Annotated in this window: 13 protein-coding genes and 2 tRNA genes; 11 read left to right on the forward strand and 4 right to left on the reverse strand. The window is 56.7% G+C overall.

The window, feature by feature from the left end; translation table 11 throughout:
• Positions 1-91: 91 nt before the first annotated feature.
• From C7H10_RS15730 to nadA, 3 genes are all read left to right on the forward strand, one after another.
• Positions 92-167: transfer RNA gene (locus tag C7H10_RS15730), tRNA-Lys, on the forward strand.
• A gap of 61 nt (positions 168-228) precedes the next feature.
• A tRNA-Lys gene (locus C7H10_RS15735) sits at positions 229-304 on the forward strand.
• A 193-nt stretch (positions 305-497) separates the two neighbouring features.
• On the forward strand, positions 498-1559 hold the full coding sequence (gene nadA, locus C7H10_RS15740; RefSeq protein ID WP_106696024.1) for a quinolinate synthase NadA: 1062 nt from the start codon (positions 498-500) through the stop codon (positions 1557-1559).
• Positions 1560-1568: 9 nt separating this feature from the next.
• On the opposite strand, the gene C7H10_RS15745 is transcribed toward nadA, so the two are convergent.
• Positions 1569-3038, reverse strand: a complete 1470-nt coding sequence (locus C7H10_RS15745; RefSeq protein ID WP_061331030.1) for a M48 family metalloprotease — start codon at positions 3036-3038, stop codon at positions 1569-1571.
• Between the two features lie 156 nt (positions 3039-3194).
• Here C7H10_RS15745 and C7H10_RS15750 point away from each other — a divergent pair, with 156 nt between their 5' ends.
• Positions 3195-3422: a sulfurtransferase TusA family protein gene (locus tag C7H10_RS15750; RefSeq protein WP_058089598.1), complete on the forward strand. Its 228-nt coding sequence runs from the start codon at positions 3195-3197 to the stop codon at positions 3420-3422.
• Positions 3423-3438: 16 nt separating this feature from the next.
• Entirely contained in the window at positions 3439-4515 is a 1077-nt protein-coding gene (locus C7H10_RS15755) for an AI-2E family transporter (RefSeq protein ID WP_106695599.1), read from the forward strand.
• Between the two features lies 1 nt (position 4516).
• Here C7H10_RS15755 and C7H10_RS15760 read toward each other — a convergent pair whose 3' ends face one another.
• Positions 4517-4984 (reverse strand): peroxiredoxin, encoded by a 468-nt coding sequence (locus tag C7H10_RS15760; protein ID WP_106695600.1) that lies wholly within the window; start codon positions 4982-4984, stop codon positions 4517-4519.
• A gap of 74 nt (positions 4985-5058) precedes the next feature.
• On the opposite strand from C7H10_RS15760, the gene dapA reads away from it, so the two are divergent.
• The 5 genes from dapA to C7H10_RS15785 are packed head-to-tail and all read left to right on the forward strand — an operon-like array spanning position 5059 to position 9623.
• The gene (gene dapA, locus C7H10_RS15765) at positions 5059-5937 is read left to right on the forward strand and encodes a 4-hydroxy-tetrahydrodipicolinate synthase (RefSeq protein ID WP_106695601.1); all 879 of its coding nucleotides are present in this window, start codon (positions 5059-5061) and stop codon (positions 5935-5937) included.
• A 34-nt stretch (positions 5938-5971) separates the two neighbouring features.
• A complete protein-coding gene (gene bamC, locus C7H10_RS15770; protein WP_106695602.1) occupies positions 5972-7066 on the forward strand; it encodes an outer membrane protein assembly factor BamC in 1095 nt (364 codons plus the stop codon).
• Between the two features lie 44 nt (positions 7067-7110).
• Positions 7111-7824: a phosphoribosylaminoimidazolesuccinocarboxamide synthase gene (gene purC, locus C7H10_RS15775; protein WP_106695603.1), complete on the forward strand. Its 714-nt coding sequence runs from the start codon at positions 7111-7113 to the stop codon at positions 7822-7824.
• A 31-nt stretch (positions 7825-7855) separates the two neighbouring features.
• Positions 7856-8584 carry a TIGR04219 family outer membrane beta-barrel protein gene (locus tag C7H10_RS15780; RefSeq protein ID WP_106695604.1) on the forward strand — a complete coding sequence of 243 codons (729 nt, stop codon included), beginning with the start codon at positions 7856-7858 and terminating at the stop codon, positions 8582-8584.
• Positions 8585-8615: 31 nt separating this feature from the next.
• Positions 8616-9623, forward strand: a complete 1008-nt coding sequence (locus tag C7H10_RS15785; protein ID WP_106695605.1) for an NAD-dependent epimerase — start codon at positions 8616-8618, stop codon at positions 9621-9623.
• A 78-nt stretch (positions 9624-9701) separates the two neighbouring features.
• On the opposite strand, the gene C7H10_RS19255 is transcribed toward C7H10_RS15785, so the two are convergent.
• On the reverse strand, positions 9702-10535 hold the full coding sequence (locus C7H10_RS19255) for a vWA domain-containing protein (RefSeq protein ID WP_208622844.1): 834 nt from the start codon (positions 10533-10535) through the stop codon (positions 9702-9704).
• A 252-nt stretch (positions 10536-10787) separates the two neighbouring features.
• Entirely contained in the window at positions 10788-11594 is an 807-nt protein-coding gene (locus tag C7H10_RS15795) for an RluA family pseudouridine synthase (RefSeq protein ID WP_106695606.1), read from the reverse strand.
• A gap of 103 nt (positions 11595-11697) precedes the next feature.
• Between C7H10_RS15795 and C7H10_RS15800 the strand changes: the two genes are divergently transcribed.
• A complete protein-coding gene (locus C7H10_RS15800; protein ID WP_106695607.1) occupies positions 11698-12624 on the forward strand; it encodes an ROK family protein in 927 nt (308 codons plus the stop codon).
• Positions 12625-12629: the final 5 nt, after the last annotated feature.

Raw genomic sequence — 12629 nt, forward strand, 5'->3', positions numbered from 1 at the left:
TGCTTGTTGATCTGTCTCGGAAAAAAGTTGGGAAATCCCGTAAAAAGGGGTTGATCAGCAAAAAAATATCAGTAATATGTGCGCCTCGTTTGGGTCGTTAGCTCAGTTGGTAGAGCAGTTGGCTTTTAACCAATTGGTCGAAGGTTCGAATCCTTCACGACCCACCAAATTCAGGGTATTGGTCCTGAGCGCCAGTATTCGCCGGAAGCGTGGCCGGCAACCAGTTATGGGTCGTTAGCTCAGTTGGTAGAGCAGTTGGCTTTTAACCAATTGGTCGAAGGTTCGAATCCTTCACGACCCACCAAATAACAAAGCCCGGTAACGGGTTTTGTGGAAAGAAGAGCCCCCAGGGCTCTTTTTTTTTGGCTTCACGAACCCATCTAGTCAGCATGGGCGTACTCATTTTCCGGGTGCCCGGGAGGCTATGTTACAGCCCCATGAAAACACGCCCGGAAGTGATATACTCTCGCGGTAACAGTAACTTCAGAGATCCAGAAATGACACGAGCGCAAGACCGTATCCTTGTTCAGGAACATCTGGCACACGAAGCGGAGCCAAAGGCCCTGAGTGCCAGCGAGAAAGCTGAGCTTGAGGCACGCATCAAGGCAGCCCTCAAAGAGAAGGATGCTGTGCTCGTGGCCCATTACTACACAGATCCGGATATCCAGCGTCTTGCCGAGGAAACCGGCGGCTGTGTTGCCGATTCCCTGGAAATGGCACGGTTTGGTAACCAGCATCCTGCGTCTACGGTGGTGGTGGCTGGTGTCCGTTTCATGGGTGAAACCGCCAAGATTCTGAATCCCGAGAAGCGGGTGCTGATGCCCACGCTGGAGGCTACCTGCTCCCTCGATATTGGCTGTCCCGCGGATGAGTTTTCCGCTTTCTGCGATCAACATCCGGACCGGACGGTGGTGGTGTACGCAAACACTTCTGCGGCCGTAAAGGCGAGGGCGGACTGGGTGGTGACCTCCAGCTGCGCCCAGGCCATTGTTGAGCATCTGGATGCCAGAGGGGAGAAGATCCTGTGGGCGCCGGACAAACACCTGGGCCACTACGTGCAGAAAACAACGGGCGCTGATGTGTTGTTGTGGGATGGCTCCTGTATCGTGCATGAAGAGTTCAAGCATCGGGGCCTGGAAGATCTCAAGGCGCTTTATCCCGAGGCAGCTGTACTGGTGCATCCGGAATCTCCCGACGCGGTGGTGGAGATGGCTGATGTGGTCGGTTCAACCTCTCAGTTGATTCACGCGGTCCAGACGCTGCCCAATGAAGAATTCATCGTGGCCACGGATAACGGTATTTTCTACAAGATGCAGCAACTGGCGCCCAACAAGACGCTGATTGAAGCGCCAACGGCGGGTAATGGCGCCACCTGTCGCAGTTGTGCCCACTGCCCCTGGATGGCTATGAACGGCCTTGAGAACCTGCTTGCGGTATTGGAGCGGGGCGATCAGGAAGTGCTGGTTGACCCGACCCTGCGTGAAGACGCATTGCGCCCGCTGCGCCGGATGCTGGATTTCACCGCCAACATGAACCTGAAAGCTGCCGGAAACGCCTGACCATCCCCGTTAGCCTCTCCGGGCTTGCAGTCTGTCAGTAATGTCGTTCAGGCGTTCGTTGACCACCTGCCGTTCGGCAGACCCGGCGGGCAGCTTTTCCTGGGCCTGGCGCAGCTGACGTTGGGCGGATTGCAAGTCCCCCATCAAGGCATAGTATTCTGCCCGTGCGCGGTGCACACCCACGATATTCCTGGCCATTCCCTCGGCTTCGGCCAGTCGTAACCAGATCTGCTCCCGTTCCGGCAGGCGCCGGGCCAGGTCCCGCAGCAAGCCGGCGGCGGTATCCCCATTGCCGTCGGCAATCTCGATTTCGGCGAGTGTCCAGGTGATGGGGTAGTTGCGTGGGTTTCTGGCCAATGCCTGCCGCAGCAATGTCCGTGCGTCTTCATAACGTTTCTGGTCCAGCATCACGTCGGCCAGGGTCACCTGAAAGGTGATTCTGCCCGGGCTGCCGTCCAGAAGTTCCCGCAGTATGCGCTCGGCCTTGTCGTATTGCTGGTTGCGCTGATAGGCCACAGCCAGCCCGTAGCGAATGGCGTCGTTGCGTTTGGCGTCATCCCTTGCCAGGTAATCCTCGAACGTCTCGACTGCCAGTTGCGCTGACGAGGCGTAACGCACCTGCAGGCGGCTACGAACCAGGTGATATTCCTGGCCATCCCGGATGCGTTCGTCGGGATACTGTTCCGCCCGGTTACGGCTGTCGGCGACCCGGTTCTGGGTTAATGGGTGGGTCGACAGGTACTCGGGCATCTGATTTCCCTGTAACCGGTTCTGTCTCATCATGATTTCGAACATTTCCGGCATGCCGCGCGGATCGAGGCCGGCGTTGGCCAGAATCTCCATGCCCACCCGGTCGGCCTCCTGTTCATGGGCCCGGCTGTAGGCCAGCATGTTCTGGATTGACAGGGCCTGGGTGCCGGCGATGGCGGCAATGCCAATATCGGATTGGGTAACCGCGGACAGCACGATACCGGCGATCATCCCGGCCAGTGTCAGCGGTGCGCTGGTTTCCTGTTGCTCCATGCGGCGGGCAAAGTGACGTTGGCTCAAATGCGCCAGTTCGTGGGCCATGACTGAGGCAAACTGTTGTTCCGTTGCGGCATTGAGGAACAGTCCACCATTAACGCCCACGATACCGCCCGGGACAGCGAAGGCGTTAAGGGCAGGGCTGTCGATCAGAACCAGCTTCAGTTCCCGGTTATCCAGCGGGGCAGAGGGCACCAGTTTGTAGGTAATGGCGTGCAGGTAGTCGTATACCAGCGGGTCTTGTATCTGGGGTGCGGAACGCCGGATAGACGCCATCACCTGCTGGCCGATTTCCGCTTCCTGCTGGCCGGAAATGAGGCCAGCGCTGCCGCCTATACTGGGCAGGCTGGATTCCTGGGCATGGCTGAACCCGCCGGAGAGCAGCAGGGGGAGTGCCAGAGCAAACGTGGTCAGTAAACGGCAGACAGGATTCTGGCGATCAGTTCGATTCATGGATTTCAGTCACACCCGTGGGGATTTGCCACTTTGACATCAGCATAGCCCGGAAAGTTCGTATCTGTATTACGAAGACTTGAGATGCAATAGGGTAACACCCCCGGCATAATGCCTGCTCGATTATTGGATAAATGGTAATGGTGTTCGCTTAACATGGCTGATCGAATTCTGGATGCCTCCGGGCTGCGTTGCCCGATGCCACTTCTCAAAACCAAGCTGGAACTCAACGCCATGAATGCCGGGCAAGAGCTTGAAGTGATTGCAACGGATTCGGGTTCTGCCCGGGATATCCCGGCCTGGCTTGGAATGTCTTCTCATACTTTGGTCAGCCAGTCAGAGCATCACGGCGAATTCCGTTTCGTGATAAAGTGCGGCGGTTAATCTTCCGGAGTTGTTCATGGTCAGAATTCTGCGCGGTCTAGCCCACAAGTATTTTTCTGATGAAGAAGCAGTGATTCTGTTTCTGCTTCTGGTTACCGGTACGGTTTTTGTCATTCTGTTCGGCGCCATGCTGGCTCCGGCGATCGCGTCATTGATTATCGCGTTTATCCTTCAGGGCCTGGTTGCCAAGCTGCACAAGATGGGTGTACCCGAACTGGTGGCGATCATCAGCGTGTTTGTGGTGTTCCTCGGTGTTCTGGTCGGGTTTATTTTCGGGCTGTTGCCACTGATCTGGACGCAGGTCAGTAACCTTGCCGGTGAAGCACCTCGAATCATTCGCGAGCTTCAGTCTTACCTTGAGCTCCTGCCGGAGGAATATCCTCATCTGATTTCCATGGAGGCAGTAGACACCATATACCGCCAGGTATCGGCAGAAGTCGCTCATATGACCCAGGTACTGGTCTCGTTCTCTCTATCAAGCATTCCAGACCTGGTAGCGCTGCTGATCTACATGGTCCTGGTGCCGATTCTGGTGTTCTTTTTCATGAAAGACCGACGTGTACTGGTCGCTTCCATTGGCCGGATGCTGCCTCCCCAACGTCCGATGATGATTCGCATCTGGCAGGAGGTGAACCTGCAGTGCGCCAATTACGTCCGTGGCAAGGCGGTTGAGATTCTGATCGTTGGCGTGGTCACTTACGCCGCTTTCAAACTCCTGGGCATGCCCTATGCGGCGCTGCTGTCGCTGCTGGTGGGCTTGAGCGTGGTGATTCCCTATATCGGCGCTGCCGTGGTCACCATTCCGGTCGCGGTGATCGCTCTGTTTGCGTTCGGCTGGAGTTCCCACTTCATCTGGGTGATGGTGGTATATGGCATCATTCAGGCGCTGGATGGCAACGTGTTGGTGCCTATCCTGTTTTCTGAGGTGAATAATCTGCACCCGGTTGCCATTATCGTGGCGGTTCTGTTCTTCGGGGGTATCTGGGGGCTGTGGGGCGTGTTCTTTGCGATTCCGCTGGCCACCATGCTCAAGGCGGTGTTTGCTGCCTGGCCGGTGAAGGAATCCGAGCCCTCACCGGCGGTATCAGAGTAGGTCAGAGTGCCTTGACGGCTTCCAGGACCTCGTCGGCGTGGCCGTTTACTTTAACGCCACGCCACTCCCGTTTCAGGTTGCCGTCCTTGTCGATCAGGAAGGTACTACGCTCGATGCCCAGGTGTTCCTTGCCGTACAGTTTTTTCAGTTTGATCACATCAAACAGCTTGCACAGGGCCTCGTCTTTGTCCGAGATCAGGTGGAACGGAAACTGATGCTTACTCCGGAAATTGGCGTGAGCCTTGAGCCCGTCTCTGGATACACCAAAGATTTCGGTATCAAGCTCGCTGAACTGAGGCATCCTGTCCCGGAAATCCTGGCCTTCGGTGGTACATCCGGGTGTGTTGTCCTTCGGGTAGAAGTAGATGACGACGTTTTTACCCCGGAGGTCGGCCAGTCTGATAATCTGGTCGTCGGTCGCCTCGACTTCGAAATCGGGCACGGGTTGGTTTAATGCTACGGATGACATGACATCTCCTTTAATTCCCTTGTGTCAGTTCGAGCCCAACATTACCATATCGCTTTTATTCGGACGGAGTTTTTATGATTACGGGTAGCCTTGTCGCACTGGTCACGCCCATGCATCCAAACGGTGACATTCACTGGGAGGATCTGGACAAGCTGGTGGACTTTCATATTGAAAACGGCACCCACGGCATCGTTGCTGTGGGTACCACCGGCGAATCCGCAACGCTGGACCCGGAGGAGCATTGTCGGGTTATCGGCCACATCATAAAACGGGTCGATGGCCGGATTCCTGTTATCGCCGGCACCGGTGGTAACAGTACTCGGGAAGCCATTGAGCTGACGTCCGAAGCCCATAAGCTGGGGGCCGATGCCTGTCTGTTGGTGGTGCCTTATTACAACAAGCCAACCCAGGAAGGTCTCTATCAGCACTTCAAAGCCATTGCCGAGGCCGTGCCGGGCATGAGTCAGATGCTTTACAACGTGCCTGGCCGCACAGCGTGCGACATGCTGAATGAAACCGTACTGCGCCTGGCGGATATCCCCAATATCGTTGCCATCAAAGACGCTACCGGCAACATTCCCCGCGGTGCCGAGCTGATCGAAGCCCTGGATGGCCGCCTGGCGGTCTACTCCGGCGACGACGCCACCGCAGCAGACCTGATGCTGGCCGGCGCCAAGGGCAATGTGTCTGTCACTGCCAACGTGGCACCTAAAGCCATGTCACAGTTGTGTGAGGCGGCGATCAAAGGTGACGAAGCCGAGGCACGTCGTTTGAATGACCTGCTCATGCCGCTGAACCGCAAGCTGTTCCTGGAAGCCAACCCGATTCCGGTTAAATGGGCACTGCATCGCATGGGGATGATCGGTGAGGGCATTCGCCTGCCGCTGACGCCGCTGAGCGAGAAGTTCCACGCCGAGGTGGAAGACGCACTTAAGGCCTCAGGTGTTCTCTGAGGCCAACCGATTCCCGTTTTACCGGAGTAACTCGATGCAGGTTCCTGGAAGAGCCCGTAACACCAAGACATTCCTGTTCCGGCCGTTAGCCGGGCTCCTGTTGGCCAGCACCCTGGTTGGGTGTGGCATCCTGGAAGATCGCTCCCAGCGATACGTTCACGCGCCGGAAGGCGAGCCAATCAACGTGCCCGAGGGTGCAGACGATTCCAGGCTGAGCCAGATCATGCCGGTTCGGAGCATCAATAAGGATGATTCACGCCGGCTGTTTCCGTCTTCCATCCCGCGCCCACCGGACATGACCTCGGAAATTCTGGATCAGAACTACGTGATCGAGGAACTGGATGGTCGTGTCTGGCTTCTGGTCAATGAAGTGCCCGGCCGCCTGTGGCCGGTTGCCAGTGCCTGGATGAACGATGCCGGCCTTGGCGTGGCCTACGATAACCCCCAGTTGGGCATCCTCCAGAGTGAACTGGCCAACTTCAGCAAGCGCAGCCGTGACATGCTGGGGCTGGCCGATGACCCGGTCGCTCAGGAGCCCCGAGTGCTGTTGCAGATGCGACTGGCCCCGGGCATTCGACGCAAGACGACCGAAATCCGGCTACGGATTCTGGAGCTTGATGACGCGCCTGAAGGGCTCGTTGCCTGGCAGTCGGATCAGGAATCCGACACCCGTGCCCAGAGCAGGAAAGAGGCGCTGTTGGCCGAGCTTGGTGAATTCATGAAACAGCGTGAAGACAGCAAGTCGTTCTCCCGGGCGGCATCCGGCATGGTTGCCCAGCCATTGGTGAGGCTGCTGTCTGAAGATGACCAGGCGGTTGCTGTGCGCGTTGAGCTAGATTTCGGCCGCACCTGGGCGGAAGTGAACCGTTCCCTTGAGGAGATTGGCGCAGACATCCAGGACCTCAACCGGAGTGAGCGTTGGTTCCACGTGGACTTCCGTACCGAAGACGAACGCACCCCGGGCTGGTTCTCCTGGTTCAGCAATAAGGCTGAACCCCGCCATACCCATACCGTGAACATTGAACAGCGTGAAGACGCCCTGTTTGTCACAGCTGAGAGGTTGGACAGCTATACTGGTGAGTACAGCGCGTCAGACCTGCTCACACAACTATTTGAACACCTGTATTGATTCGGGGCGGCCGGCAAGGCCGCTGTCCGATTTTGGAGATCTAAATGGAAAAGCGCGAAGAGCTATACGCGGGCAAAGCCAAATCGGTATTCCGCACTGACGACCCGAACCGTTTTGTACTGGTGTTCCGGGATGACACCTCAGCCTTTGACGGCGAGAAGAAAGAACAGCTGAACCGAAAGGGCATGGTGAACAACAAGTTCAATGCCTTCATCATGGACAAGCTCGAAGCAGCAGGCATTCCGACCCACTTCGAGGGCCTGTTGTCTGGCACTGAATCCCTGGTGAAAAAGCTCGATATGATTCCGGTGGAGTGCGTGGTTCGAAATATCTCGGCCGGCAGCCTGTGCCGTCGACTGGGCGTGGAAGAGGGCCAGGAACTGAACCCGCCCACTTTCGAGCTGTTCCTGAAGAACGATGCCCTGCACGACCCCATGGTCAATGAGTCGCTGGCGGTCAGCTTTGGCTGGGCCAGTGCTGAAGAGCTGGCGCGCATGAAAGAACTCACCTACAAGGTGAATGACGTACTCAAAGCCCTGTTTGATGACGCCGGCATGTTGCTGGTGGACTACAAACTCGAGTTTGGTCGCAGCGAAGGCCAGATCGTATTGGGTGATGAATTCAGCCCGGACGGCTGCCGTATCTGGGATAAGGAAACCCGTAAAAAGATGGATAAAGACCGCTTCCGCCAGGGCCTTGGTGAAGTGATCGAAACCTACGAAGAAGTAGGGCGTCGTCTGGGTATCCAGTTCGACTGAATACAAAAAACCGACAAAAAACGGGTGTGATATGCGTAAATTAATGATGGCAATGGGCGCGTCCATGATGGTCGCGGCTCCAGTGGTCTCCGCCGATATCCTGGGCGTAGGCGCCACGGTTGGCTACTGGGATGCGGACTATTCCGGCAAGGCTTCCAAAGGCAGCGACCGGGTAGACCTGGAGCGGGACCTCAACCTCAGCAGCGATTCCAACGCCAATCTCACCGCGTATTTCGAACACCCGGTTCCGGTGCTGCCAAATGTACGGCTGGCTTATACCCGCACGAAGCAGAGTGGTAATGGGCAGCTGAACACAGGTTATGATGGTGTCTCTGGTGCAGTTCGTTCCGAACTGGAGCTGGAACAGCTGGACGTGACCCTGTACTACGAAATCCTGGATAACTGGGTGAATCTGGATCTTGGCCTGACCGTTCGGGATTTCTCTGGCGAGTTACTTGTTCAGAACAGGAACGACACCAGCCAGTTCTCTGAAACCAAGGCCGACGCCGTGTTACCCCTGGTATACGTAGCCGCTCGTTTTGACCTGCCTTTCACCGGTGTGTCTGTGGGTGGCGACGCCAACGCCATTTCCTACGATGGCGACTCGGTCTATGACTTCAACGTGTATGGCCAGTATGAAATGTCGCTGCTGCAGTTGCGGGCAGGCTATCGCCAGATATCTCTCGATTATGACGATGGCGACGACAACCTGGATATAGAACTCAGCGGCCCCTTTGTCAGTGCCGGTCTGAGATTCTGAGTAATAACCAACCGATCAGGGAGATGGACTCTTGAAAATCCTGGTTACCGGCACCGCCGGTTTCATTGGCTCACACCTGGCGCATCGCTTGCTGGATCGTGGTGACGAAGTCATTGGTGTCGACAACGTCAACGACTACTACGATGTAAGCCTGAAAGAGGCGCGCCTGGCCCGGCTGGTGAACAAGCCCGGTTTCACGGAAATTCGCCAGGATGTGGCCGACCGTGCCGCCATGGAAGCCTTGTTCCGAGAGCACAAACCCGAGAGGGTAGTGCACCTGGCAGCCCAGGCCGGCGTCCGTTACTCCCTTGAAAACCCCCACGCCTACGTGGACGCCAACGTGGTTGGCTTCATGAACATTCTCGAAGGCTGTCGCCATAACGATGTGAAACATCTGGTGTATGCCTCCAGCAGTTCAGTATACGGCGCCAACGAAACCATGCCGTTCTCAGTGCATGACAACGTTGACCACCCGCTCAGCCTGTACGCAGCGTCGAAGAAAGCCAACGAGCTGATGGCCCACACCTACAGCCACCTGTACAACCTGCCCACCACCGGCCTGCGGTTCTTTACCGTTTACGGCCCGTGGGGCCGGCCAGACATGGCACTGTTTATCTTCACCAAAAAGATCCTGGCTGGCGAGCCCATTGATGTGTTCAACCATGGCCATCACCGCCGCGATTTCACCTACATCGACGACATCGTTGAAGGTGTAATTCGCACCCTGGACCATGTGGCCGAACCCAACCCGGACTGGTCTGGCGAGAAGCCAGACCCTGGCACCGGCAAAGGCCCTTACCGCATCTACAACATTGGCAGTAACAACCCGGTAGAGCTGTCCCGCTTTATTGAAATCATTGAAGAGCGTGTGGGTAAGAAAGCAGAGAAGAATCTGCTGCCACTGCAGCCGGGTGATGTGCCGGCAACCTACGCCAATGTGGATGACCTGATCACAGACGTTGGCTACAAACCCGACACCACGGTGGAAGAGGGCATCGCCAACTTTGTGGACTGGTATCGGGATTTCTACAAGGTGTAGAAGCCGGGTTAGCATCAGAACAAAAAAAGCCAGCGCAAAACGCTGGCTTTTTTCATTGGTGCACGGCTATTCAGGCACTCACACCGCCACTTGCGCCACGTGACGCCTGCGATAACGTGTAAAGATTCCCAACAGTCCCAGACCAATCAGCGCCAGGGAAGATGGCTCCGGTACGGATGCGGACGGCTGGCAGGCCGGGTTAGTGGGGTTCAGTTGGCAGAAGTCCAGGGTTTCCTGCAGTTTCTTGTTCGCGAAATCGGTCACGAACTGCTGAACGATCGTTTGATCCGAAGTGTTGAACAGGTTCAGGTTGAACACGGTTCCGCCATGATCTTCGATCAAGGTCCTGTAAGAATTCTCAGTGGACGTGTTTCGAAGAACCCCGTTATAGAGCGCGTTATTAGACGTCAGAAGCCCATCGAGCACAGAACTGGTCACCGCCGAGCCACCCACAGAACCACGAGCCGCTGTATCACCATTGGATGGTTCATCCGTCAGAATGATGATGTTCTTGACGGCATTACTCCGGAATGAAAACAGGTCACTCTGGCCATCCAATGCGTTCAATGCAAAGGCGGTGGCAGTGTAGCCGGGTTCAATACCGCCGTTTATTTTCAGCCCCTGGGCAGCCGTGGCAAACGTGGCTGGGTCGGTCAGGTCCGTCACCATCCGCGGCACAATAGCGTTATCACCGTAACCCACCAGACCGTAGCGGGCGTCGACTTGCCCGGTGCCGGTGAGGATGCTGGCAAACAACCCGATGTTGTCCCGTAGATTTGCCTGGACAGTTCCCATGGAACCAGATTCGTCAACGACAAAGACAATATCGCTGAGGATTGGAGCGGCATGCACCGGAGCGATAGCGGCCGCCGCCGAAAGTATCAAACCTGAAAGAAATCGCTTGAGTTTCATTATCATTACCTCATCCAGACTGAGTGTTGTAGGCGGGCATCCGTACCGTACTGCTTTATCGGCTGACTCCCGAGTGGTACACCTATGCAGGCATCAGTAAACCTTGCATAGCATGTGCCACAAGGCTTAACGCAGACCTAACGCGCTGTGATGTCGGGATATTCTTCAGGTTCTGGGTGAAAAGCCCAGATATGACGCATCTGATATGTATAGAAAGCTGACATTGTTTTGCGGGGGCTGTAACCAACAGCGTTAGTTAATATCCTGCGAAGGGGTGCTGAAGTTTCTTGCTTTCCCGGTCAGTGGGCAAACAAACTGAAGCTGAACGGCCTTCAGGCAAAGCCCGGAGGGGTGGGGGCTGCCGTAAAGCTTGTCACCGACGATGGCGTGGCCAATACCTGCAAGATGCCGGCGAATCTGATGTTTGCGCCCGGTTTCGATAAGCACCTGTACGTCGGAGGTGTTTTCCTCGGGATCTATCGCCAGGGTGGTGACGCGGCTCAGGGATTCCTTGCCGTCGAGTGGCGCGTCGATGACAAGGTCATCCGCATTCAGTTGGCCGGTCACTGTCGCTCGGTAGGTTTTGGTGACGGTGCGGCCGGAGAACAGTTGGGACAGGGCTCCGGCTGCTTTACTGTCGTGGGCTACCAGCATCAGCCCGGCGGCATCGGCGTCCAGGCGGTGCACCAGAAAACAGGGCCTGCTCAGGGCAACCTCTGCCAGGCGCAGCAGGCTGCAGTGATCTCCCCATTGTGAGCCCTGGGCTAACAGGCCGTGGGGTTTGTACCAGAGGCTGTAGCGCCCCAGGTCTTCTAGCAGATCAGGTTGGTCCGGCTTGAGGCCCAGCACCTGGTCATCGTAGAACAGTTGAATCCGGGTGCCTGGCTTTAACTCCCGCTTCGCTTTCCGCAACCGAACCTGCTTGCCCTTCTGGGTCCACCAGCAGGCACCCTTGGCCATGGCATCCTTGATCCGCTGTTTGGGGAGCCCCGACGCCTCTGCGAGTGCATCGACGGCAAGTTGGGATTCCGAAACGTTCAGGTCCAGGGTACGTCTCATGGTCGGGGATGGTCGCTCTGGTTAGGATGGGTAAAGTCTGGGATTATAGCCAAAAGCGCAGTCAGTTTATGCAGCAAACCGATACCAAAGGCGATCTTTACGAATGTCCAAACGCTGGTTGACCGGTATTGATCTGGGAGGCACCAAAACGGAAGTGATCCTGCTGGATGAGAACCACCAGGAACACTTTCGGCATCGGGTGCCAACGCCTGCCGGCGACTACCAGGCCACCCTGGCTACCATCAAATCACTGATCGAACGAGCTGAACAACATGCCAGCCAACGCGGCTTACCGGTAGGCATTGGTATTCCAGGAACGGTATCTGGCGTGACCGGTCGTATCAAGAACGCCAATTCCACCTGGCTCAACGGCAAGCCCATGGCGGATGACCTTCGCCAGCTACTCGGCCGACCGGTTGCCCTGACCAACGATGCCAACTGCCTGGCATTATCGGAAGCGACTGATGGTGCAGGGAAGGGCGCCGGCGTTGTGTTTGCTGCCATTTTGGGAACCGGTTGCGGCGCTGGTATCAGCGTGGGTGGGCGACTGTTGACGGGCCCCAATGGTGTGGCCGGTGAGTGGGGGCATAACCCGTTGCCCTGGACACCGCAGGGAGAGCTGGATGATCGCCCTTGCTTTTGTGGCCGCCTTGGCTGTAACGAGACCTTTCTGTCTGGTACCGGCTTCAGCTTGACCCATTGGCTATCCTGGGGCGACAAAGCCTCGGCACTGGAGATTGTTGCCGGCGCTCGGCAGGGAGACCGCAAGTGCCGTTTGACGTTGGACCTCTATATTGAGCATCTGGCCAAGGGCCTGGCCGCCGTTATCAATCTTCTGGACCCAGATATGATTGTGTTGGGTGGTGGCATGAGCAATGTGCCGGAACTCCACCAATCCCTGCCGGGGCGGCTGCCGCAGTATGTTTTTGGCGGCGAATGCTCAACCCCGATCCGGCCAGCGGTACACGGCGATTCCAGCGGCGTACGCGGGGCAGCGTGGTTGGCTGCCCAGGAAACAGATCCAGCATAAGGGGA

It is taken from the genome of Marinobacter shengliensis (assembly GCF_003007715.1).
In the GTDB taxonomy this organism is placed as follows: Bacteria; Pseudomonadota; Gammaproteobacteria; order Pseudomonadales; family Oleiphilaceae; genus Marinobacter; species Marinobacter shengliensis.